The organism is Nocardia gamkensis NBRC 108242 (assembly GCF_001612985.1).
In the GTDB taxonomy this organism is placed as follows: domain Bacteria; phylum Actinomycetota; class Actinomycetes; order Mycobacteriales; family Mycobacteriaceae; genus Nocardia; species Nocardia gamkensis.
Window position 1 is genome coordinate 29,721 of sequence record NZ_BDBM01000035.1, and the last position, 23,500, is coordinate 53,220.

General features: G+C 68.9%; 21 protein-coding genes and 1 pseudogene. 9 read left to right on the plus strand and 13 right to left on the minus strand.

Annotated features, from left to right (window positions below):
- Positions 1 to 61: 61 nt before the first annotated feature.
- Positions 62 to 1,480: an NlpC/P60 family protein gene (locus NG1_RS25330; protein WP_062974815.1), complete on the minus strand. Its 1,419-nt coding sequence runs from the start codon at positions 1,478 to 1,480 to the stop codon at positions 62 to 64.
- Between the two features lie 379 nt (positions 1,481 to 1,859).
- A complete protein-coding gene (locus tag NG1_RS25335; protein WP_062974817.1) occupies positions 1,860 to 2,432 on the minus strand; it encodes an Rv1476 family membrane protein in 573 nt (190 codons plus the stop codon).
- A gap of 286 nt (positions 2,433 to 2,718) precedes the next feature.
- Here NG1_RS25335 and NG1_RS25340 point away from each other — a divergent pair, with 286 nt between their 5' ends.
- Together NG1_RS25340 and NG1_RS25345 are read left to right on the plus strand one after the other, a co-directional pair.
- Positions 2,719 to 5,538: an aconitate hydratase gene (locus tag NG1_RS25340; RefSeq protein ID WP_062974820.1), complete on the plus strand. Its 2,820-nt coding sequence runs from the start codon at positions 2,719 to 2,721 to the stop codon at positions 5,536 to 5,538.
- Between the two features lie 311 nt (positions 5,539 to 5,849).
- Positions 5,850 to 6,428 carry a TetR/AcrR family transcriptional regulator gene (locus NG1_RS25345; protein WP_040867442.1) on the plus strand — a complete coding sequence of 193 codons (579 nt, stop codon included), beginning with the start codon at positions 5,850 to 5,852 and terminating at the stop codon, positions 6,426 to 6,428.
- Positions 6,429 to 6,504: 76 nt separating this feature from the next.
- Here the strand turns inward: NG1_RS25345 and NG1_RS25350 are convergent, their stop codons facing one another.
- Positions 6,505 to 7,299, minus strand: coding sequence for a hypothetical protein (locus NG1_RS25350; RefSeq protein WP_062974821.1), 795 nt, complete (start codon positions 7,297 to 7,299; stop codon positions 6,505 to 6,507).
- Between the two features lie 160 nt (positions 7,300 to 7,459).
- A complete protein-coding gene (locus NG1_RS25355) occupies positions 7,460 to 7,966 on the minus strand; it encodes a MarR family winged helix-turn-helix transcriptional regulator (protein WP_174315454.1) in 507 nt (168 codons plus the stop codon).
- Positions 7,967 to 8,037: 71 nt separating this feature from the next.
- On the opposite strand from NG1_RS25355, the gene NG1_RS25360 reads away from it, so the two are divergent.
- From NG1_RS25360 to NG1_RS25375, 4 genes are all read left to right on the plus strand, one after another.
- Positions 8,038 to 8,544 carry a cupin domain-containing protein gene (locus NG1_RS25360; RefSeq protein WP_062974822.1) on the plus strand — a complete coding sequence of 169 codons (507 nt, stop codon included), beginning with the start codon at positions 8,038 to 8,040 and terminating at the stop codon, positions 8,542 to 8,544.
- 342 nt (positions 8,545 to 8,886) lie between these two features.
- A complete protein-coding gene (locus NG1_RS25365) occupies positions 8,887 to 9,342 on the plus strand; it encodes a hypothetical protein (RefSeq protein WP_040867420.1) in 456 nt (151 codons plus the stop codon).
- A 44-nt stretch (positions 9,343 to 9,386) separates the two neighbouring features.
- Positions 9,387 to 10,316, plus strand: coding sequence for an MvdC/MvdD family ATP grasp protein (locus NG1_RS25370; protein WP_245660047.1), 930 nt, complete (start codon positions 9,387 to 9,389; stop codon positions 10,314 to 10,316).
- A 65-nt stretch (positions 10,317 to 10,381) separates the two neighbouring features.
- Positions 10,382 to 10,585 carry a hypothetical protein gene (locus NG1_RS25375; protein WP_062974824.1) on the plus strand — a complete coding sequence of 68 codons (204 nt, stop codon included), beginning with the start codon at positions 10,382 to 10,384 and terminating at the stop codon, positions 10,583 to 10,585.
- 128 nt (positions 10,586 to 10,713) lie between these two features.
- Here NG1_RS25375 and NG1_RS25380 read toward each other — a convergent pair whose 3' ends face one another.
- Positions 10,714 to 10,944 (minus strand): helix-turn-helix domain-containing protein, encoded by a 231-nt coding sequence (locus NG1_RS25380; RefSeq protein WP_040867425.1) that lies wholly within the window; start codon positions 10,942 to 10,944, stop codon positions 10,714 to 10,716.
- Between the two features lie 81 nt (positions 10,945 to 11,025).
- Entirely contained in the window at positions 11,026 to 12,657 is a 1,632-nt protein-coding gene (locus tag NG1_RS25385; protein WP_040867444.1) for an ABC-F family ATP-binding cassette domain-containing protein, read from the minus strand.
- Between the two features lie 167 nt (positions 12,658 to 12,824).
- Between NG1_RS25385 and NG1_RS25390 the strand changes: the two genes are divergently transcribed.
- Complete coding sequence (locus NG1_RS25390) at positions 12,825 to 13,589, plus strand: SDR family oxidoreductase (RefSeq protein WP_062974826.1); 765 nt, start codon at positions 12,825 to 12,827, stop codon at positions 13,587 to 13,589.
- Between the two features lie 38 nt (positions 13,590 to 13,627).
- On the opposite strand, the gene NG1_RS25395 is transcribed toward NG1_RS25390, so the two are convergent.
- Together NG1_RS25395 and NG1_RS25400 are read right to left on the minus strand one after the other, a co-directional pair.
- Complete coding sequence (locus NG1_RS25395; protein ID WP_157114223.1) at positions 13,628 to 14,431, minus strand: hypothetical protein; 804 nt, start codon at positions 14,429 to 14,431, stop codon at positions 13,628 to 13,630.
- A 102-nt stretch (positions 14,432 to 14,533) separates the two neighbouring features.
- Positions 14,534 to 16,744 carry an MMPL family transporter gene (locus NG1_RS25400; protein WP_062974828.1) on the minus strand — a complete coding sequence of 737 codons (2,211 nt, stop codon included), beginning with the start codon at positions 16,742 to 16,744 and terminating at the stop codon, positions 14,534 to 14,536.
- Between the two features lie 526 nt (positions 16,745 to 17,270).
- Between NG1_RS25400 and NG1_RS25405 the strand changes: the two genes are divergently transcribed.
- Positions 17,271 to 18,371: a lycopene cyclase family protein gene (locus NG1_RS25405; RefSeq protein ID WP_062974829.1), complete on the plus strand. Its 1,101-nt coding sequence runs from the start codon at positions 17,271 to 17,273 to the stop codon at positions 18,369 to 18,371.
- 7 nt (positions 18,372 to 18,378) lie between these two features.
- A complete protein-coding gene (gene ku / locus NG1_RS25410) occupies positions 18,379 to 19,353 on the plus strand; it encodes a non-homologous end joining protein Ku (RefSeq protein ID WP_062974835.1) in 975 nt (324 codons plus the stop codon).
- A gap of 33 nt (positions 19,354 to 19,386) precedes the next feature.
- Here the strand turns inward: ku and NG1_RS25415 are convergent, their stop codons facing one another.
- The 5 genes and pseudogenes from NG1_RS25415 to sufU form a co-directional block, all read right to left on the minus strand.
- Positions 19,387 to 20,007: a hypothetical protein gene (locus NG1_RS25415; protein ID WP_062974894.1), complete on the minus strand. Its 621-nt coding sequence runs from the start codon at positions 20,005 to 20,007 to the stop codon at positions 19,387 to 19,389.
- 121 nt (positions 20,008 to 20,128) lie between these two features.
- Positions 20,129 to 21,420 (minus strand): annotated as a pseudogene (locus tag NG1_RS25420) (NAD(P)/FAD-dependent oxidoreductase).
- Between the two features lie 451 nt (positions 21,421 to 21,871).
- Positions 21,872 to 22,300 (minus strand): DUF4189 domain-containing protein, encoded by a 429-nt coding sequence (locus NG1_RS25425; RefSeq protein ID WP_062974837.1) that lies wholly within the window; start codon positions 22,298 to 22,300, stop codon positions 21,872 to 21,874.
- Positions 22,301 to 22,612: 312 nt separating this feature from the next.
- Entirely contained in the window at positions 22,613 to 23,005 is a 393-nt protein-coding gene (locus NG1_RS25430) for a metal-sulfur cluster assembly factor (protein ID WP_062974839.1), read from the minus strand.
- Positions 23,006 to 23,032: 27 nt separating this feature from the next.
- Complete coding sequence (sufU, locus tag NG1_RS25435) at positions 23,033 to 23,500, minus strand: Fe-S cluster assembly sulfur transfer protein SufU (RefSeq protein ID WP_062974841.1); 468 nt, start codon at positions 23,498 to 23,500, stop codon at positions 23,033 to 23,035.

Consider the following 23,500-nt stretch of genomic DNA (forward strand, 5'->3'; position numbering starts at 1 on the left):
ACCCGACAGAATGGGAATTCGGCGGCCCCGCGGCCACGCACAGTACCCGGAATGTCCGATATCAGGAGACGATGCGCACCGCGAACGGCATGATGCCGCCCTCCCGGACCGGGGACACCTTGACCACGTCGCCGGATTCCGGCGCCTCCACCATCTTCCCGTCGCCCAGATACAGCGCCACGTGCTGACTGCCGTTCGGCCCCCAGAACAGCATGTCGCCGCGTTCGCGGTCATCGACCGGCACCCGGGTGCCCGCGTTGTACTGATAGCCGCTGTAGTGCGGCAGCGAGACCCCGATGCCCGCGAACGCGTAGACCATCAAACCGGAGCAGTCGAAGCCCACCTTGCCGTAGTCACCGTGGCGGTCGGCCACACCGCCGTCGCGGATGCCGAGCGTGGGCCCGTCCTCGTCGCCACCGCCCCAGGCGTAGGTGACGCCCAGCTGGGACATGGCCCGATCGACCACGATCTCGATCGCCGACGAACCCCCGACCGACGGCGCGTCCGGCCGGGGCGCGCTGCGCCGCGCCGGTGGCGAATCCTCCAACTGGGTGTGCGGGCGCCTGCCCGCGCCCAGTTCGGCGGCGCGATCCTGGGCGGCTCGGTCGGCGGTCGCGCGGGCGGCGGCGGCCGCCGCGGCCGCGCGGACCGCGGCCTCCTCCGCTTTGCGCAGCGCGTCCCAGGCCAGGTACGCCTCGCGCTGGTCCTGTAGCCCCGCCACGTTGTGACGTGCCTGATCCAGCCGGCCCTGGGCGTCCTGGCGCTGCCGCAGCAGGTCGTCGCGCTGGGCGGTCTGACGGTCGAGTTCGGCCTTGGCTGCGGCGACCGCGTGCTCGGCGTCGGTCTTGCGCGCCGCGGCGACGGCGGCGGCCGCGTCGGCGTCCGACTTCGCCCGCCGGGCGCTGGAGTTCTTGTTGGCCTGATCGATCTGCGCGCGGCGCAGGCCGTCGAGCACCTGCCTGCGGTTCTTGGAGACGAGGTCGAGGAGCTGGGCCCGGTCCAGCGCGACCGCGGGCGTGGCCGCCGCGAGGTAGGTGACCATCGAGTCGGAGCCCGGCCGGGTATAGACCTGGGTGGCGAACTGGTCGAAGTTGCGGCGCGCCTGGCCGACCCTGGCCCCGGCGTCGGCCAAGGCGACTTGGGTGTCCACCACCACGACAGCGGCCGCGTCGGCGGCGTCGCGCGCGTCCTGCAGGTCCACCAGCGCCTTGTTGACGTCTTCGCGGCGCCGCGCGACGGCGTCGTCGAGCTGCCCCAGCTGGTGATCGACCACGGCGACCTGGTTGACCAGGGTGCCGACCTCGGCGACCCCCGCGTCGACCTGTGCGCCCGCCTGCGCGATCTGGCCGTCGCTGGGATTTGGCGGAGGAGGCGGCACAGCGACGACCGGCCCGGCCGTGACCACTACAGCGACCGAGATCAGCAACCCCACAGCGATCGTTAATCGGCGCCGGTAGGTCAGCGCGCCGTTGTTGCGCATCACACCTCCAAGGACCGGATTCCGGTAATCCTCGAGGGCATCAGGCGGACCATGACGCACTGTGGTCGACGGATGGCCTCTGGGAACACTTATTCCCCATCAGAAACCATTCGAACCGTAAGACACTTGCGTCACCGACGAAACAACATTCACGCAACTATGCGGTTCGGTTTCCTAATTGCTAAAAGTTTGCTACATGCGGTTGATGGTTCATCCAGACCGAACGAACCAACTGTTCGGAAAATTAGCTGAATGAAAACTGGAAGCGCTGGTTATCCCCCTAGACCCACCTGCGACAGCCTTCGCATCCAGCGAAGAATCAGGCGAGGGAGACCGCGGGCAACGGCGACATCGCGCAGCCGAAACGGTGAGCCTCGGGCTATTCGCCCTCCGGGCCCCGCCGATCGTTCGCCACTCGCACCGGCTCGGCGTCGTTCGCCGCGCGCCGGACCTTGAGCCAGTACAGCCCCGCGATGGCCGCCGCCGTCCCGACCAGCAGCGTCCCGGTGATCGCGGTCCAGGACATCGACTCCGGCGTCTCCAGGCGGGCGACGAAGATGCTCGCGGCCTCCCCGCTCTTGCCCTGAGTGCCCTTCGCGGCGTCCTCGGCCCATTCCAGCCGCACCCGGCTGATCGCGTCGCTGTAGGTGCCGATCCAGTCGTCGCTGAAAACGACGACAGTGCCGTGCTGCGTCTTGCCCACCTCGGTGGCCAGGTCCCGTAGGCTCGAGTCGTGTCCCGGATTGCCGGGGACGACCACGATGCTCAGCGGGATTCCCTGCGATCGCGCCTCCGCGGCGATGGTGGCCAGTTCCGCCTTGTCCTTTCCGGTCAGCGTCGCGACGTGATCGTCGGCCAGATCGGCGTTGAGCGAGCGCACGGTGTCGGTGGTGACATTCGGCGGCAATTCGGCGGCCATAGGGGTGAAAACCGAGTTGTGCGGGGCGGTCATCTTCCATCCGGTCTGTCGAGCCGCATCGGCAACCGAAGCGACGGGCATCCAACACTGCAGGTCGAGCAAGATCCCCCTTGCTGGCTCGAAAGCACAGTACGCGACGGAGTGTCGCATTCCGCGCGCACGGCACGCGGAACCGCCCCCTGGTGTTTCACAGGACAAGCGTACTGTTAAGGTCGTAGGCGCGAGGAACCGGCGCTCCAGCGGCGCCGGAGCACCTCCGAAGACTCGGCCGCCGACACAGCCCCGTCGGTGGCCGCCCTCACAGACGAGTGGAGCTGACGTGACGACAAGTATCGATACTTTCGGCGCCAAGGGCACCCTCGAGGTGGGAAGCAACTCCTACGAGATCTTCCGCCTCTCCGCCGTGCCCGGCACCGAGAAACTCCCCTACGCACTCAAGGTCCTCGCGGAGAACCTCCTCCGCACCGAAGACGGCGCCAACATCACCGCCGATCACATTCGCGCCATCGCGAGCTGGGATCCCTCGGCGCAGCCGAACACCGAGATCCAGTTCACGCCCGCCCGCGTCATCATGCAGGACTTCACCGGCGTGCCCTGCATCGTCGACCTGGCCACGATGCGCGAGGCCGTGGCCACCCTCGGCGGCGACCCGGACAAGGTGAACCCGCTCGCCCCCGCCGAGATGGTCATCGACCACTCCGTCATCATCGACGTCTTCGGCCGCGCCGACGCCTTCGAGCGCAACGTCGACATCGAGTACCAGCGCAACGGTGAGCGCTACCAGTTCCTGCGCTGGGGCCAGACCGCGTTCGACGACTTCAAGGTCGTCCCGCCCAGCACCGGCATCGTGCACCAGGTCAACATCGAGCACCTGGCCCGCGTCGTCATGGTCCGCAACGGCCAGGCCTACCCCGACACCTGCGTCGGCACCGACTCGCACACCACCATGGTCAACGGCCTCGGCGTGCTCGGCTGGGGCGTCGGCGGTATCGAAGCCGAGGCGGCCATGCTCGGCCAGCCCGTCTCGATGCTGATCCCGCGCGTCGTCGGATTCAAGCTGACCGGCGAGATCAACCCCGGCGTGACCGCGACCGACGTCGTGCTCACCGTCACCGACATGCTGCGCAAGCACGGCGTGGTCGGCAAGTTCGTCGAGTTCTACGGCAAGGGTGTGGCCGAGGTGCCGCTGGCCAACCGCGCCACCCTCGGCAACATGAGCCCCGAATTCGGTTCCACCGCAGCGATCTTCCCGATCGACGAGGTGACCGTCGAGTACCTGCGCCTGACCGGACGCTCCGACGAGCAGGTCGCGCTGGTCGAGGCGTACGCCAAGGAGCAGGGCCTCTGGCACGATCCCGACACCGAGCCCGCCTACTCCGAGTACCTCGAACTGGATCTGAGCACCGTGGTGCCGTCCATCGCGGGCCCGAAGCGGCCGCAGGACCGGATCCTGCTGTCGGAGTCGAAGATCGCGTTCCGCAAGGACATCCACAACTACACCAACGACGCGGAGAGCGGCCCCGCCGCCGACACCCCGCACAGCAAGCTGGACGAGGCCGTCGAGGAGTCCTTCCCCGCGAGCGACCCGGCGGTGCTGTCCTTCGCCGACGACGGCGCCGAGTCGCTGGCGTCGGCCGCCAACGGTGCCGAGGGCCGTCCGTCCAAGCCGGTGGCCGTGCGCAGCGAGGAGTACGGCGACTTCGTGCTCGACCACGGCGCGGTCGTGGTCGCCTCGATCACCTCCTGCACCAACACCTCCAACCCGTCGGTCATGATCGGCGCGGCCCTGCTGGCCCGCAACGCGGTCGAGAAGGGCCTGACCCGCAAGCCGTGGGTGAAGACCTCCATGGCGCCGGGTTCGCAGGTCGTCAACGGCTACTACGAGAAGGCCGGCCTGTGGCCGTACCTGGACAAGCTGGGCTTCAACCTGGTCGCCTTCGGTTGCGCCACCTGCATCGGCAACACCGGCCCGCTGCCGGAGGAGATCTCCAAGGCGGTGAACGACAACGACCTCACCGTCACCGCGGTGCTGTCGGGTAACCGTAACTTCGAAGGCCGCATCTCCCCCGACGTGAAGATGAACTACCTGGCCTCCCCGCCCCTGGTCATCGCCTACGCGCTCGCGGGAACCATGGACTTCGACTTCGAGAACGACCCGCTGGGCAAGGACACCGAGGGCAACGACGTCTTCCTGAAGGACATCTGGCCCGCGCCGCAGGAGATCCAGGACACCATCGACCGGGTCATCAGCCGCGACATGTTCCTCGAGGACTACAAGGACGTGTTCCGGGGCGACGAGCGCTGGCGCGGCCTGCCCACACCGGAGGGCAAGACCTTCGAGTGGGACGCCGAGTCGACCTACGTGCGCAAGCCTCCGTACTTCGAGGGCATGCCGCAGACCCCGCAGCCGGTCACCGACATCAAGGGCGCCCGGGTGCTCGCGCTGCTCGGCGACTCGGTCACCACCGACCACATCTCCCCGGCGGGCAACATCAAGCCCGGCACCCCGGCCGCCCAGTACCTGGAGGCCAACGGCGTCGAGCGCAAGGACTACAACTCCTACGGCTCGCGCCGCGGTAACCACGAGGTGATGATCCGCGGCACCTTCGCCAACATCCGGCTGCGCAACCAGCTGCTCGACGACGTCTCGGGCGGTTACACCCGCGACTTCACCCAGGAGGGCGGCCCGCAGGCGTTCATCTACGACGCGTCGCAGAACTACCAGGCCGCGGGCATTCCGCTGGTCGTGCTCGGCGGCAAGGAGTACGGTTCGGGCTCCTCGCGTGACTGGGCCGCCAAGGGCACCAGCCTGCTGGGCGTGAAGGCCGTCATCACCGAGTCGTTCGAGCGCATCCACCGCTCCAACCTGATCGGCATGGGCGTCATCCCGCTTCAGTTCCCCGCGGGCGAGTCGGCCGCGTCGCTGAAGCTGGACGGCACCGAGACCTTCGACATCGAGGGCATCACCCAGCTGAACGAGGGTGTCACCCCGAAGACCCTGAAGGTCACCGCCACCAAGGAGAACGGTGACAAGATCACCTTCGACGCGGTGGTGCGGATCGACACCCCCGGTGAGGCGGACTACTACCGCAACGGTGGCATCCTGCAGTACGTGCTGCGCAACATGATCAGAGCCTGATTTGCGCCGCCTTCGGCGGCGCGTGTTCGCGCCCCTGAAGTCTCGTGTTTGCGCGCCCGAGACTCGCGCCTGCGGCGCATACGCTTCGGGCACGCAAACACGAGACGGGCGCGAACGTCGCTCGTAAGACTCGCTCCCAGCGGAGTTGCCTCAGCGCAAGCGACGGCGGGTCCGCGAGCACCGGGTTGTCAGTGCTCTCCGCACCGCCGTCCTGGTCGCTCGGATCACTGCTCGCCTCGCTCGTACTTTGAGAACCCCCGCATCGGTGGACCGTCGATGCGGGGGTCCGTGTTTCCCCACTGGAGGATTCCGTGCCCAAGGTCAGTGACGATCACCTCGCCGCCCGGCGCAGCCAGATTCTCGACGGAGCACGCCGCTGCTTCGCCGAATACGGCTACGACGGCGCCACCGTGCGCCGCCTCGAGGAGGAGATCGGGTTATCCAGGGGCGCCATCTTCCACCACTTCCGCGACAAGGACGCGCTGTTTCTCGCCCTCGCCCAGGAGGACGCCGAACGCATGGCCGACGTCGCGGCCAACCAGGGCATCGTGCAGGTGATGCGCGACATGCTCGCCCATCCCGAGCAGTTCAACTGGCTCGGAACGCGGTTGGAGATCGCGCGGCGGCTGCGCACCGATCCCGAATTCCGCGCGGGCTGGACCCAGCGTTCGGCCGAACTCACCGCCGCCACCCTGGCCCGCTTGGAACGCCGCAAGGCCGCGGGCGCACTGCGCGACGACGTGCCCACCGACGTCCTGCTCGGCTACCTCGATCTGGTCCTCGACGGGCTGATCGCCCGGATCGCCTCCGGGCACACCAACGAGAACCTCTCCGCCGTCCTGGATCTCGTCGAGGCGTCGGTCCGCTCCCCGGCCTCTCCGGGTCTTTAGGCCGGTACGAACTCTCGGGCGCGGGCCGCGACCACGAGCGCGGACAGATGGGACCGTCCGCGCTCGCGACAAGGGCTCAGTACGTCGTATTGATGTACTCGGCGGCGTGCGTGGTCCACGGGACGTTCGTCCCGGGCATGTGCTGATTGTTGTAGAGGACGTGCTGGCCGTAGGGCCACGGGATGAGGTAGCCGACGACGCCGCGGACCGCCGCGGTGTAGCGGTCGAGGTTGCCGATCGGGTCGTGCAGCAGGATCTCGAGCAGTTCGGCGAAGATCAGCGGTGCGACGTCGCCGATGCGGGCGCCCTCCACGAAGGAGAACGGCGAGATGCCCACGTCGATGATGCGCAACGGCGAATTGCCCGGTGACGCGGTGATGATGTCGCCGGGGTTGGCGTACTCGCGCACCGCGACGGAGGCGGGCCACGCGCCACGCTGCCCGTGCAGGCCGAATGTGTTCGCGGGGCAGAGATTCCCGACCGACTGCCCGGCACGGCGCAGTGGGTTGGCGATGTTCACCACGAAAGCGATCTCCAGCGGCGTGCCGTTCGTGTTCTCGTACTTCCCCGCGTGCACGCCCTCCAGGATCCGGCTGGCGCAGATACCGCCGAGCGAATAACTCAGCAGGCCGCAGACATTCGGCGAGTCCTGGATCGCCTTCACCCCGGCGGCGACGCCGAGCCGCACCGACGTCTCCAGCGAAGGGCCCCACGCCTCGGGCACCGGCCCCACCGACGCGGGCCAATCCGGTTCGAAGCAGCTGAACTTCCCGGTGTCGAGTAGTTTCGTGACGTCGTGCAGCATGCCCGCGGGCGTTCCGTCGGAGTTGCGCGGCTCGCCGGTGCCGCGGAGAGTGATGATGTCGATCATCGTGGCCTCCTTGCACAACCGCACCGACCCCTTCGGTACGGAATCTCAAGGTAGACCCGCGGCGCCCCGCGCACACGAGTATCGGGCTACCTCATCGCAGCCCGAGTTCTCCCATGTAGAGCGCGATTCGGCGGATCGGGTGGTGTGCGAGCTACCGCGACTACGCGTCCGGTTCCATACTGGTCAGCAGGATTCGCGCGATTCGGTCCAGTTCTGTCCGTTCCCCCGCGGTGAGTACCGACAGCATCCTGGTCTCGTTCGCGGTGTGCTCGGTGACCACGGTGTCGACCAGTTCCCGCCCGGCCGCAGTGAGGGCGACGCGCACTGCCCTGCGGTCCTTGGCGTCGGCGACGCGCCGTACCAGCCCCGCCGATTCCAGCCGGTCCAGCCGTCCGGTCATACCCGCCCGGGACAGCATCAGCGTGTCGGCGAGCACCGACGGGTTGAGTTCGAACGGCTCGCCCGAACGGCGCAGCGCGGCAAGCACATCGAACTCGCCGCGTTGCAATCCGTGCTTGCCGAACACCGCCTCGATCTCACGCTCGGCCACCACCAGCAGCCTGCCCAGGCGCCCCACCACGCCCATCGCCTCGAGATCGAGGTCCGGCCGTTCGCGCTCCCACTGCGCCACGATGGCGTCCACGGCGTCCGTTCTTTGCTCGGTCATGGACAGGATCTTATTCGGCAGGTTATAGTTCGGTAGCGAATTATCAACCACCGAACTAATTGGAGACTCCGATGACCATCCCCGCTCCCCGCAAGGACGTCGCAATCCGGCAGCCGCAGGACGCGGAAGTCCTGCGCACCACGTCGGTCACATTGCGCCTGCTGATCGACGCCGAGGAGGCCGGCGGCGGGCTGAGCACGCTCGAGGTGAACATGGATCGCGGCGCGGACGGCGCGGCGCCGCACTATCACACGCGTTCCGACGAGCTGTTCTACGTCGCCGAGGGCGAACTGCAACTGCTGGCCGGCGACCGCATCGTCACCGTCGGCGCGGGCGGTTCCATCGTGGTCCCGAAATTCATGCCGCACGCTTTCGGCGCCACACCGGACAGCATGGCGCGGATCCTGATCGCGCTCACCCCCGGCGTGCAGCGTTTCGAGTACTTCCGGCTACTGGAACGGATCGCCGCGGGCGAGTCCACGATGACCGATCTCGCTGCCGCCCAAGACGAGTTCGACAACCACTTCATCGACGCGCCCGCCTGGTGGGCGGAGCGCAACGCGAATCGAAACCGATAGCGGGCAGGGCCCCGGATCCGACTGCGCGCGAGCGGATTCGCGGGAATCGCTCAGGAAGCGGTCGCACCCCGGCGGGCCAGGGGCGCGAAAGTACAGATGCACAGCCGCCACCATCGGGCTATGGACAGCGGCCGTGCGGCATGGGAGAACAGCTCCATGATTGCGCTGTAAGTATTTCCAGCCTACCGGAAAACTTTCGGCACTCGGCCGTTATGGATCGGAATTCGGTTTGTCACAGGCCGGGAAATCTCGCGATACGAGCCGATAGCGCCCCTCATCGCGATATGATCGCTCACACGCTTGGGGGTCGTGGCAAATCGTGAGCAGATCGGAGAACCGGCTATGACCGACGCAATCCACCTTCCCGGGACGACGCCGAAGGATGACCGTGTTCCTCCGCTCCAGGGTTTGCTGGTCGCGGAATCGGACCGGCAGATCAGCGTGCGCGTCGCCGAGGGAACGTGGACGTTCAGTCGGTCCGATGTCCTGCGCGTGGTCGATTCCGCGGCACCCCGGACCGATCAGGACGGCCGTCCGGTACTGGTCGACATCCGCGCGGGCGCCACCGCCGATTTCACCCGCAGGCTGCGCATCGACCTGGTCGATCGGCCGATGACCATTCCGGAGTCGCCGTCGGAGGCACTCGGCGACGAGCAGCTGCGTCAGCTCACCGAAACCTGGGCCGACCGGCTGCAACTCGTGGACTGCCCGGGGTCGGGCGGCGCGACGTTCACCTACTGCCAGACCAAATCGATCAACGGCAGCGACGACGGCATCAACTGCGACAGTCTCGACTGAGCGGCAGGCGGATGGCCGCACGCCGGCGCGGTTCGGTCCTGATCGTGTCCGAATCCGATGATCTACACGCCACCGCGATGGCGGCGACGCTGCGAGACCACTACGGGCTCGGCCCGATCCATCTCGACCTGCGTGATTTCCCCCGCGAGTCCGGCAGCTTCCGGCTGGACCGGCTCGGCACCGCACACTCGCTGTCGCACGTTATCGGCCTCGACGACGTCCGGTCGGTGTGGTGGCGGCGCCCGCACCCCGCGCGGGTGCCCGCGGGTGTCCGCGCCTCGGACAACGATTTTCGCCAGGCCGAGTGCGACGGGTTCATCCAGGGACTGCTCTGGTCCATCCCCGCCTACTGGGTCAACGACCCGGGGGCCGACCGGACCGCGGGACGCAAGATCGTGCAACTGGAAACGGCGCTGCGGGCCGGGTTCGCGGTGCCGGAAACGCTGATCACCAACGATCCGGACGAGGCGCGCAGTTTCGTCGAATCCCGGCCCGGCCCGGTCGTTTACAAACGCACCGGCACCAGCCGGGCGGAATTCGCCGAGACCAGGATCATCTCCGAGGACGATTTCGCCAGGCTGGACGCGATCCGTTCGGCGCCGACCACCTTCCAGGACTACATCGACGCCACCTGCGATCTGCGGGTGGTCTGGGTGGACGGCGTCGAATGGACGGTGCGCATCGACTCGCAGGCGGGCGTCGGCAAGGTCGACTCACGGCTGGACACGTCGGTCGATTTCGTGCCCGAGCACCTGCCCGCCTCGGTGAGCAAGTCACTGGCCACGCTGATGGGCGCGCTCGGATTGTCCTTCGGTGTGCTCGACATTCGGCTCGGCCGCGACGGCGAGTACTACTTCCTCGAGGTCAACCCGCAGGGCCAGTTCGCCTACCTGGAGATCAAGACCGGTCTGCCGATCTTCCGCAGCCTGGCCAACCTGCTGGTGGACGGCGACGGCATGGTGTCAGGCTACTGAGTTCGTCCTCCGCGCCGGACGCGGGCACTCGCACAGGCCCGCGCCGGTCCAGCGGGGAACCGGCCATGACGGGCCGGTACTACGACACCGGCTCGACCAGCATCACCCCGGCGCCGGATTGTGTTGCGCCTGCGCCCGATATCGGCCGAAAGGCCGTCACCTGGCGAACCGACGATCCGGGTATCGACACCGCCGAACAGCTCGGCGAGACAAGCATCCGGTTCGGTGGCGTGGACGTCGATCCGGTCGAGTGCTCCGAGCACGCCTGATCCGTGGCCGGGCAAGCCGACCAGGGTCCGCGGCAGCAGGGTTCCGCACCGCGCGGTTGCTTCCGTCGGCAACGTGTCCCCACGTGCGGACGGCCCTCGCGGCGCGGATCCCTCGCGCCGTTACGGCGCTATTGGCCCTTGCGGCGATTGGCTCCGCCCCGGCTGCGGAGTTGCACATGCGACTCCACCAGCACATTGTGGATGAAGCCGTAGGAGCGGCCGGTGGACCGCGCCAGTGACCGGATGCTCGCACCCGCCTCGTATTGTTTCTTCAGCTGGGTTTGTAGGCGATCGCGGGACTTCCCGGTGACGCGTGTGCCCTTACCCAATGTGGCCTTGCTTTGTGGCCTGTCGCTCATGGCTTCCTCCGAGTCGCCGAGCAGCGTCTTTCCAGGCTAAGCACTCAGGAGGCCATGATCAACGGGTTCCTGTGATGAAACTCACGCGAGCTGAATAAGTTCCAGATATTCGGCCGACCAATGGTCTTCTGTCCCGTCCGGGAGCAGGATCACGCGTTCCGGAGACAACGCCTCCGCTGCGCCCGGGTCGTGGGTCACCAGCACCACAGCGCCCGCGTAGGTGCGCAGGGCGTCGAGCACCTGCTCGCGCGACACCGGGTCGAGGTTGTTCGTCGGCTCGTCCAGCAGCAGCACGTTCGCCGCAGAGGAGACCAGACCGGCCAGCGCGAGACGGGTCTTCTCACCGCCCGAGAGGGTGCCCGCGGGCTGGTCGAGCTGCGGACCGGAGAACATGAACGCGCCGAGCAGGCCACGCAGATCCTGCTCGCCGGCGTCCGGCGCGGCGTGGCGGATGTTCTCCCACACGGTGGCGTTGTCGTCCAGCGTGTCGTGCTCCTGGGCGAAATATCCGATCTTCAGCCCGTGCCCCGGCACCAAACCGCCCGCCGTGGGCTGCTCGACTCCGGCCAGCAGGCGCAGCAGCGTCGTCTTACCCGCGCCGTTGAGCCCGAGAACCACCACCCGGCTGCCGCGGTCGATCGCCAGATCGACGCCGGTGAAGATCTCCAGCGAGCCGTAGACCTTGGTCAGGTTCTCGGCCATCAGCGGCGTCTTGCCGCAAGCCGCGGGCTCGGGGAACTTGATCCGGGCGACCTTGTCGGCGACGCGTACGTCGTCGAGTTCGGCCAGCAGGCGATCGGCGCGCTTGGCCATGTTCTGCGCCGCAGTCGCTTTCGTGGCCTTGGCGCCGAGCTTGGCCGCCTGGGCGCGCAGCGCGCTCGCCTTCTTCTCGGCGTTCGCGCGTTCGCGGCGCCTGCGCTGCTCGTCGGTGGCGCGGGCGTCCAGGTATTTCTTCCAGCTCATGTTGTAGACGTCGGCCTCGCCGCGCACCGCGTCCAGGAACCACACCTTGTTCACCACGTCGGCGAGCAGTTCCACGTCGTGACTGATGACGATCAGGCCACCGTCGTGATTCTGCAGGAAGCCACGCAGCCAGGTGATCGAGTCGGCGTCGAGGTGGTTGGTCGGCTCGTCCAGCAGCAGGATGGTGTCCGAGCGCCCGCCGCTGCCGTCGGAGGCGGCGAACAGGATGCGCGCCAATTCGATTCGACGCCGCTGACCACCGGACAGGGTGCGCAACGACTGACCGAGCACCCGGTCGGGCAGACCGAGGCTGTGGCAGATGCGCGCCGCCTCGCTCTCGGCGACGTAGCCGCCGAGCGCCGAGAAACGTTCCTCGAGCCGCCCGTACTTGCGGACCGCCTTCTCGCGTTCCTTGTCGTCGGCGACCTCGGCCATCAGCGCCTGCTGCTTCTCCATCTCACGGATCAACGTGTCCAGGCCGCGCGCGGACAGCACCCGGTCGCGGGCCAGCACGTCCAGGTTGCCCTCGCGCGGGTCCTGCGGCAGGTAACCGATGTCGCTGGAGCGAAGAATCTTCCCGGCGTACGGCTCGCCCTCGCCGGCCAGGATGCGCAGCGTGGTGGTCTTGCCCGCGCCGTTGCGTCCGACCAGCCCGATCCGGTCGCCCGCCTGTACCCGTAGCGCCGGTCCGGGAGCGGACAGCAGGGTGCGGACTCCGGCCCGGACCTCCAGGTCGGTCGCGGTGATCACAAACTTCTCCTTGCGGATCGTGGGGCTGGGCGCGTGCTCGATTGTGCGACCCGACGCGCACAAGAACCACCGATTTTACCCGGGCCGCGGGGTGCTCCCCCATACCAGCACCCCGCATGTGACGGCGGTAACGGCTCGTGCGATCGGCTGCGCTACCGTGCGATGCCATGAGTACCGATCTGTTGGGCAAGAGCGCTCTGGTCACGGGGGCCAGCCGGGGCATCGGCAAGGCGGTCGCGGCGGAGCTGCTCGGCCGCGGCGCGAACGTGCTGATCACCGCGCGGAAGAAGGAGCCGCTGGAGGAGGCCGCCGCACAGCTGCGCGAGCTGGGCCACCAGGGTCAGGTCGTGGCCTTGGCGGGCAACTCGGGCGTCGCCGAGGATCGGGCGGCCGCGGTCGAGCGCGCGGTCACGGAGTTCGGTTCGCTGGACGTCCTGATCAACAACACCGGCATCAACCCGGTCTACGGCTCCCTGATGGAGGCCGACCTGGACGCCGTGCGCAAGATCTTCGACGTGAACGTGGTCGCGGCGCTCGGCTACATCCAGGAGGCGTACCGGGCGTGGATGCGCGATCACGGCGGCGCCGTGGTCAACGTGGCCAGTGTCGCGGGCATCCGCTCGACCGGTGTGATCGCCGCCTACGGTGCGTCCAAGTCCGCGCTTATCCATCTCACCGGGGAACTCGCCTGGCAGCTCGGGCCGACGATCCGGGTGAACGCGGTCGCGCCGGGCGTGATCAAGACGAAATTCGCCGACGCGCTGTACTCGTCGGACGAAGAGCGCGCCGCGAGCGTGTACCCGATGAAGCGACTGGGCAGTCCGGAGGACGTGGCGCGTTTGATCGGCTTCCTGGTCTCCGACGAGGCGGCCTGGATCACCGGCGAGACGGTGCGCGTGGACGGCGGACTGCTCTCCACCGGCGGGATCTGACCCAGGCGGGACGGCCGTCCGCATCGGGCCGACCTGGGCTACCGGAAGGCCAGTGCGCCGATCGTGTCGGCGTGCCGGTAGCGCAGGTACTTCTCGACGGTCGCGGGGTCGACCGCGCCGGTGGCCGTCGCCAGCGTCACCACCACGAATTCCTTCTCGCTGCCGTCTTTCCACTTGCCGGTGGCGTAGCCCTTGATGTAGGTGCCGGGACGCAGGGTGAGGTCCGCGTCGGTGAACCTATCCTTCGCCGCTGCGGCCCGGCTCCGGTCGGCCATGCCGAGCACGAACTGGGTGAGCATGAGCGCGCCGCCTTCGGCGCGGTAGACCAGCTCCGCCGCGTAGCCGCAGCCGAGGCTCGTGAGCTTGCCCGCCACCTCGATGGGGTGGCAATCGGCGTGGTCACGGCCGTCGACCCAGTCGGCGTGCAACTCGACGCGATCGAACCGGAAGTCCCAGTCCTCGGCGAATTCGGTGTAGCTCAGCCTGCCCGACGAAGGGTGCGTACCGCCCGGCGCGGGAGTCGCGGGCCGCGTGCTGGTGACGCCACCCGCGCGGGTGGTCGCCTCGGCGGACGCGGCGGCCTGCGCGTGCCCCTGCACGCGTGAATTCGCCGATACGCCGATACCGACCACCGCCCCCAGCACGGCGACCACGCCGACCGCCAGTGCGACGATCACGCCGGTTCGGCGCTCGGGCGCGGGCGGCTGCGGCGGCGTCTCCCATGCCTGCATCGGGTACGCGCTCGGCGGGGGCATGCTTCCCCAGTCCGGCGCTTGCCGCGACTGGTCCGATTTCCCGTTGTCTCCTTGGCCGCCGAATCCGGAACCGGACGGGTAGGTCATCGGGTCGCCCTCCACACTCCCGGCAGCCGTCCCACCCCGTGTGGGCCTCCCCGGAGCTGCCGGAGAGACCCTACCCGATCGGGCTCGTACGGTCGCCGTGGCTCAGAGCCGCGCGGGCTGGAGCCAGTCCTCCCGTCCCGCGACCGCCGCAGCGGCAGGCCCCTCTTCGATGCCGAACCGCCGGTGCAGTTTGCCCAGCGGGCCGGGCGCGTACCAGTTCCAGTGGCCGAGCAGTTCCATCGCGGCGGGCAGCAGGAAGCCGCGCACCAGGGTCGCGTCCACCAGGACGGCCAGCGGAAGGCCGATGCCGAACGCCTTCATGAAGGTGATGTCGGAGGCGAGGAAACCGAGGAAGACCAGCGAGATCAGCACCGCGGCAGCGGTGACGATCCGGCCGATCCGCTCCAATCCGGACGTGACGGCCAGCGCGTTGGACTTGGTGCGCTGGTATTCCTCCCGGATGCGCGCCAGCAGGAACACCTGGTAGTCCATGGCGAGGCCGAACGCCACGCCGAACAGCATGACCGGAACCGTGGGCGGCAGATCGCCGGTGACGGTGAATCCGAGCAGACCCGACAGGTGCCCGTCCTGGAAGATCCAGACCAGCGCACCGAAGGTGGCCGTCAGGCTCAGGAAGCTGAGCACCACCGCCAGCAGCGGCAGCACGACGCTTCCGGTCAGCAGGAACAGCACCACCACCATGATCAGCACGACGAAGGCCAGCGCGTACGGCAGCGCCGAGACCACCGCGCCGATCGCGTCCGCGTTGGCCGCGGCAACGCCGCCGACCAGCACCTCCGAGGCGGCGGGCGTCGCGCGCACGTCGTCGGCGATCCGGTCGAGCACCGTGGGGTCGGTGGTGTCCGGGATCACCGCGAGATAGGCGGCGTTCTCGGCGCGGAAACCGTCGTGGGCGGCGGTGGGCGCGGCGAGCAGACCGCCGTGGCTGTAGCTGCCGGTGGCGGTGTCGACCCGGCGGACGTTCTCGATCTCCGACAGCTCCCGGGCGTAAGCGTCCAATCCGGCGGCGCTGTAGGCGCTTTCGGGCAGCACCGCGAACAGCCCGTTCTGTTCGGTGGCCGCGAAGTCCCGCTGGATGATCTCGGTGACCTGGCGGTTGTTCATCGACTCCGGCAGGGAGCGTTCGTCGGGGAAGCCGAGCTGCACCCCGAGGAACGGCGCGCCCAGCACGAGCAGCAGGGCGGTCACCGCGAGCCCGATGGGCACGGGTCGCATCATCACGAACCGCGCCAGGCGGTGCCAGGCTCCCTCACCGGGCGCGGGACGGGCGGCGCGCAGGAACCACCACAACTGGCCGCTGTCGATCTTGGCGCCGAGCAGGAACAGGATCGCGGGCAGCACGGTCAGCGACACCGTCGCGGCGATCACCGCGACGGCCAGGCCCGCGTAACCCATCGACCGCACGGCCAGCAACGGGAAGAACAGCAGGCCCGACAAGGCGACGGCGACGGTGACGGCCGAGAACAAGACGGTCCGGCCGGCCGAGCGCATCGTCGCGGCCACCGCGGCACCGGGCTGCTGACCGGCCACCAGTTCGTCGCGGTAGCGGCTGATCATCAGCAGGCTGTAGTCGATCGCCAGACCGAGCCCCAGCAGCGTGGCGACGTTGGTCGCGGTCGCCGCGAGGTCGGTGACGCTCGCGATCAGCCACAGCGCGCCCATGGTGATCATCACCGTGATCATCGCGACCACCAGCGGCAGGCTGGCCGCGACCAGACCGCCGAACACCAGCAGCAGTGCGATCAGCGTGATCGGGAAAGCGATCGATTCGCCGAGCACGACGTCTTTCTCACTCTGCTGCACCGTCTCGTGCAGCAGCATCGCGTAGCCGCCGACCCGCACCTCGAGCGGGCCGTGGGCGCCGCCGAACCGATCGGCGAGGTCACCCACCCGCTGGTCGACCTCGGCCTCCTCGCCGAGGATGCTGGCCACGATCAGCCCTTTGGTGCCGTCGGTGCTGCGCAGCGCGGGCGATCTGTCGGTCCAGTACGACGTGACGCCCGCGACTCCGGACACCGACTTCAGCTCGGTGACCAGGTTGGTCGCCGCGGTGGCCGCGGCGTCGTCGTCCACCGACCGGCGAGTCTGCACCAGCAGCACGAAATTCGGGGTGGCCTGGCCGAAGGTATCGCGCAGCACCGCGGTCGCCCGGCTCGACTCGCTGCCGGGGTCGATGTACCCGCCGCCCTGCACCTTGTCGAACAACGTCGCGCTCAGCGTGCCCATCGCCAGTGCGAACACCACGAACACGGCGAGGATCCACCGGCTGCGCCGCCTGGTCAGTTCGAACACTGCGTCTACCCCTAACTCGTTCCGGTCGAACCGCTTTCGCTCCGCGAGCTCCAGCGGTCGCCGGTCGGCAACCTGTCGGCGCGCCATCCGCGGCGCACCGGTGCGCCGACACCGCGCACTCGGCACCGGGGCCGGGTGCGTGCGCCAGCGCCCCGGCATCCTAGCAACGTGCGACAAACTACGGTGAGCGCGAACACATTCCGTCGGCGCGAGCAGCTGCTGTGCGCTGCGCCGCCTCCGCTCGGCTCCCACGGCCGGAAAGGCCGTCGCGCTCGCCGGTACCCGTGCCCACACCTCGGCTGGTGATTCTCGATCGGCCGCCACCGCGTTTCGGCGGTCGATCCGGGCCGGTCACGGTTCCACCCGCGGGGCGCGTCCGGATCGCCGCGACGGTGTTCGCGAAAAATTCCGCCTCGCGAGATCCCGACTCACGGCCGACGCGGTGGCCGCACCCTTGTCGAGCGAGCGGATGAGAGGCTCGGACCATGCATCGCATCGCAGCCCCGCGAATCCGAACGGCCGGGAAGTGAGGCCCGACTTGGTCGTGTGCGGCCTCGGCCCCGCCGGTCGTGCCCTCGCACACCGCGCCGTAGCGCGCGGGCTCACGGTCACCGTGCTGGATCCCGCACCGGAGCGCAGGTGGACCGCCACGTACGCGGCGTGGGCCGACGAACTGCCGGATTGGCTGGCGCCGGAGGTCGTCGCGGCGACGGTGTCCCAGCCGCTGGCCTGGGGAACGCGCGCGCACCGGCTGGACCGCCCGTACGTCGTGCTGGACACCGCGCGATTGCAGACCTCGCTGCACCTATCCGATGCACACGTCGTCGCCGACCGCGCGGTCGACATCGCTCCCGAACGCGTCACCACGGCTTCCGGCGCGACGATCACCGGCGGCAGAGTGATCGACGCGCGCGGACTCGCCCGCTCCCCCGCCCGAGCCGAGCAGACCGCCTACGGCGTCATCGTGGACGCGGGACGCTGCGCTGGTCTCGATCCGTTGTTCATGGACTGGCGGCCGGACAACGGCGCCGCCCCCGGCACGCCGCCTTCGTTCCTCTACGCCGTCCCGCTCGACGACGAGCGGATGCTGCTCGAGGAGACCTGCCTGGCCGGCCGCCCCGCGTTGACGGGCGCGCAACTGCGCGCGCGCTTGCGCCACCGGCTCGGCGCGCGGGGCATCCGGCTCACCGGCGACGAGCCCGTGGAGCACGTCCGGTTTCCCGTCCAGGGAGGCCGTCCGGGGCCGCGCGCATTCGGGGCGGCGGGCGGCTTCCTGCACCCGGCGACCGGTTACAGCGTCGGCGCCGCGCTGGCCGCGGCCGACGCGATGGCGGCGGGGCAGAACGTGTGGCCGGCCACGGCACGCGGCGTCCACCGGTTGCGCAGCGCCGGTCTGCGGGCCCTGCTCGCGCTGCCGCCGGAGGACCTCCCGCTGTTCTTCGACACGTTCTTAACGCTCCCCCCGGCCGCACAGCGCGCGTATCTGTCCGGCCGCACGGACCTGGCGGGCACGGTCACGGCGATGAGTTCACTCTTCGCGGCTCTGCCGGGACGGCTACGTCGGCGTGTCGCGGTTGCGACACTCGGTTTCCGGTTCGCTCGCGAGGTCGAAGGGCTTCGGCCATGATGGGAACATGAGATCGATCTGGAAGGGCTCGATCGCATTCGGGCTGGTGAATGTTCCGGTGAAGGTGTACACCGCCACCGAGGACCACGACATCCGATTCCATCAGGTGCACGCCAAGGATGGAGGCCGGATCAAGTACGACCGCGTCTGCACCGTGTGCGGCCAATCCGTCCAGTACACCGAGATCGACAAGGCCTACGAGTCCCCGGACGGCGACAAGGTCGTCCTGAGCGACGAGGACTTCGCGAAACTGCCCGTGGCGGAGAAGCACGAGATCCCGGTGCTGCAGTTCGTGCCATCCGAGCAGATCGACCCGATCCTGTTCGAGAAGAGTTATTACCTGGAACCGGACTCCAGCACGCCGAAGGCCTATGTGCTGCTGGCGCGGACGCTGGAGAAGGTCGAACGCACCGCCCTGGTGAACTTCACGCTGCGGCAGAAGACCAGGCTGGCCGCGCTGCGCGTGCGCGACGGCATTCTGGTGCTGCAGACGCTGCTGTGGCCCGATGAGGTCCGCTCCGTCGACTTCGAATCCCTCGACGGGGTCGCCGACCCGCGTCCGCAGGAGATCAAGATGGCCGAGACGCTCGTCGAGGCGATGTCCGACGACTTCGATCAAGAGCAGTTCACCGACGAGTATCAGATCGAACTGAAGCGCCTGCTCGACGAGGCGATCGCCAGCGGCACCGGCAAGGTGCCCGAGCAGCCGGAACTCGCGCCGGCCGGAATGGACGCCGAGGTGGTCGATCTGGTCGCCGCGCTGCAGCGCAGCCTGGAGGCCAGTGGACGCCGGACTGCCGGCGGCGACGGGGCAGAGGCCGAGCCGAAGAAGACCGCGAAGAAGGCCGCGGCCAAGAGCGCCGGAGCCAAGACCAGCGCGGGCAAGAGCAGCGCGTCGAAGAGCACGGCCTCCAAGAGCGCGGCGAAGAAGACGCCCGCGAAGAAGGCGGCCAAGAAGGCTCCGGCTCGCAAAGGAGCCTGAGTCTCGGAGCGAGGCCGCGACCAAGGGGCCGAGTCAGTCCCGCGCCGCGCGCCGCCGGCCTTCTTCGAAGAACTCCAGCAGTGCCGCGACGGTGTTCACCGCGCCGCGTGGCCTGAGTGCGCCGAACGGCGCGTTCCAGAAATCGCCGGTTCGCGGGGTCCACGGTCCGACGTAGGCGTACGGGCCGGGATGGGCGTCGTCTCCCGGCGAGATCCCGTAGTTCACCTCATCGATGGTGCTGGAGAGGTCGAAATGCTCCGGCCACAGCACCGGTGTCACATCGGGCGCCAGGCAGCGCAATGCCTTGTCACCCAGCGCCAGCCAGTCTTCGATCAGCCCGGCTGCCGAGGGATCCACCTCGATGGCCGCATCGGGATCGACGCCCGCGGTGGCCGCGTACACCCCTTCCGGCGGCCCGGGCTCGAAACCCGCGGCCCTGGCGACCTCCCGAAGGGTCCCCGCCAGCCGGGCACGCCCTTCCGGCCACACCAGCCCGTCCCCGACCACGGACACCGGCCATCGCACTCCCCCGAAGCCTCCCCGCACGACCCCCAACCGGATGGTGCCGAACTCTCGGAACTGCGGCCCAGCGATCAACGACTCCGCGACCGCATGCAACCCGACTCGCGATCGCCGGTACGTCACCTCGTCCACCTCCGCATCATCTCCGCTGTGCGCGGTCTCGCGCACGCGTTTGATCCGAGCAACGCGACGGGCGGGCAGGGCAGGAAGGCCAGGCGTGATAGCGGAGGCCCTTTCAGGCGTCTCCTACTGCTCACGAAGGCCCGGTGATGCCCTCACTGCTGCCGAAGCTCGCTTCTTCGTGGCTGACCAGTCCGAGCAAGGCGAGGGGCCGCGGTGTCACCGCGATGGTCAGGTAGGAGACCGTGATCGCCCAGCGGTTGACCGCTCTCGGCACGGCGAAGGTGTGATAGGCGCGGGTCACCGCCTTCGCGGGCAAACCGGACAGGCGCAGGCCCATCGGGTTCGCGACCGCGAAGCGCGGCCCGAGGTCGACGACCAGTCCCAGGTCGCGGTGCTTGTAGTCGACGGCCGTGCCGATACCCAGGCTGGCGGCGACGTTCCTGGCGAGTGCCTTGCCCTGCCGCGTGGCGTGCTGGGCCGTGGGCGGGGTGATCCGGCCGGGCTTGGTCAGATCCGGCACCGCGGCCGCGTCACCGCCCGCGAACACGGCCGGATGGCCGGGCACGCCCAGCTTCGCGTCGACGACCAGGCGGCCCTTCTCCAGCGGCAGGCCGAGCGTGCCGAGCACCGGCGCGCCGGTCACACCCGTCACCCAGGCGACCGTGTGGGTGGGCACGACCGTTCCGTCGGTGAGCACGACCGAGTTCTCGTCGAGTTTCGACAGGGAGGTCTCCAGCCGGATCTCGATGCCTCGTTTGCGCAGTACTTGCAGCACCTTGTCGCTGAGCCGCTCGCCGACCTCCGGCATCACCCTCGGGGCCGTGTCGAGCAGAAGGAAACGCACTTCGGCGGGGTCGAAGCCGCGGCGCGCGGCGTAGGCGTCGGCGAGGGCGCGCAACTGCGCGATCAGCTCGGTGCCCGCGTAGGACGCCCCCACCACGACCACGGTGCGGCGCGCCCGCCGTACCTCGGGGTCCTCTTCGTCGTCGGCGAGCTCGAGCTGACGCAGCAACTGCTCGCGCAGGTACAGCGCTTCGGCGACGGTCTTGAGCCCGCGCGCGTGCTCGGCCAGGCCCGGGATGTCGAACAGGCGGGTGACCGACCCGGGCGTGAGCACCAGCCGATCCCAGGACAGCTGCTGCGGCGGATGGTGCTCGCCGACCACCGTGATCGTCTTGTTCTGCAGATCGACCGACCGAGCCTTCGCGACCACCAGCCGGACCCGTGGCAGCGAATCGGCCAGCGAATGGCGACGAACCGGGGATCGATCAGTCCACCCGCCACATCCGGTAGCAAGGGCGTATAGAGCAGGTAGTCATTGGGTGTGACGAGGACGATTTCGACCTCCCGTTTCGCTTTCGCCACTATGCGGCAAAGCTTTTGGGCGCAGGTGAACCCCGCGAACCCGCTTCCGACGATCACGACCCGCTGCGGGTCCGCTGTGTTCCCATCCGGCACGAAGACCTCCTCGGCGTCAGCTCCCCGACGCGATTCCCGCCCAGAGTGATCCGAAACCGCGAGATCCGGCCCTCGGGCCGCGAAGGACGACTCGGGCCGGCCGTTGGCACGGTTCGTCCGTCGCTTTCTGGCGCTCGACCGGCGGGGTATGAACGCAGCGGAACCGCGTAGGCGAGACAGGCGCTCCCACTACCCGCCGACTGCGCCCCCCGGCCTGACCGCTGCGCGGCCGAACCGGGACGCAGCCGTATGCCCGGCGACGCGACACGCCCTCGGCGGCCTCGGCCTCCCGACCCCGGTCCGCGGTTATCAGCGCTTCGACTCGCAGGTCACGCTTGTCACGGCGCTGATCCTCGCGAATGGGCGGGCCGGGCTTCCGGCCGTCACCCGGGCCGAAAAAGTCTGTGCCGGTGAGCTATCCGGCCGTCGACGTACAAGCGGTCAATCGGACGCTCGCGGGCCGGGGAATCGCGCTACCGAGACTCGGGAAGGGCGGAGCGCTGGGACCGAGGACCTCGATGGCCCGGCGTTCGGCTTCGGCGCGGGTGGGACCCCAGGCCCATCCGTGCTTCCCGTCGGCGCCGCGCACGACCGACCCGCAGGCATTCCAGAACTGCACGACCGTCTGGCAGTCGGTCACACCGCATTGGGCGCGGGCCGCGGTGTCGGCGGCGGCGGCGCTCGCGTAGTCCACCGCCGAAACGACGGCACCGGTGCTGGGCGAAAGCGCCAGCGCCCCATAGTAGGTCGCCGCGCGCGCTTCACCCGCCGGTGCGCCGACGACGGCGCAGGTGGCGGCCGATACCGCCGCGAGCCCGATGGCAGCCTTGTGCGGCAGCGACATGTGATGATCCTCCCCGTTTCGGACGACTCAGCGCTCAGATCATCGTCGGGCACAGGTGGTTTGTCGAAGTGCGGACTTCCCAAGCCTGGGCGGGTGTGCGGCCCCGACGCCCGGCGCATCGGACGGCTCCCCATCCCGGCGTACGTCTCCACAGCGAACGGAGCGCCGGTCGATTCGACCAAGTGCGCCAAGGGCTGACGATGGGCCGGGAACGCATCGGCGGGCACAGCCGACGCCCGCGCGGCGGATACGACTCAGCCGCCGGAGCACCCTGTCGGGGCGCTGCTCGGCGGCTGCTACCAGTCCTGGCGATTACACCGTGAACCCGAGGGCGCGCAGCTGCTCGCGGCCGTCCTCGGTGATCTTGTCCGGACCCCACGGCGGCATCCAGACCCAGTTGATCTTCAGGTCTTCCACCAGGCCGCTGCGCACCAGCGCGTTGCGGGACTGGTCTTCGATGACGTCGGTCAGCGGGCAGGCCGCCGAGGTCAGCGTCATGTCGAGGACCGCGACGTTGTCCTCCTCCACGCGCAACCCGTAGACCAGGCCGAGATCGACGACGTTGATGCCCAGTTCCGGGTCGACGACGTCACGCATCGCCTCTTCGATGTCCTCGAGCAACTTGATGTCCTCCGCGGACAGCTCGGACAGTTCGGCGGCAGGCGCGGCCTGCTCGGTCGTGTCGGTAACCGGTGTGTCAGTCATGACGCTTCCCCGTTTCGCATCGGACGGTCAGTTCTTTTCCGCGGCGCCGGCGGGCTGCTCGGGGCCGATCCTGAGGACGGCGTCCTTGAACGCCATCCACCCGAGCAGCGCGCACTTCACCCGCGCGGGGTACTTCGAGACTCCCGCCAAGGCGATGCCGTCGCCGATCACGTCCTCGTCGCCCTCGATGGTGCCGCGGCTGGAGATCATCTCACTGTAGGAGTCGACCACCTTCAGCGCCTGTTGCACCGGCAGCCCGATGACCTGGTCGGTGAGGATCGAGGTGGCGGCCTGGCTGATCGAGCAGCCCTGGCCGTCGTAGGAGACGTCGGCGATGTCACCGTCGTCGCCGAGCTGCACGCGCAGCGTCACCTCGTCGCCACAGGTCGGGTTCACGTGGTGTACCTCGGCCCCGAACGGCTCGCGCAGCCCCCGGTGGTGCGGGTGCTTGTAGTGGTCCAGGATCACTTCCTGGTACATCTGCTCCATGCGCAT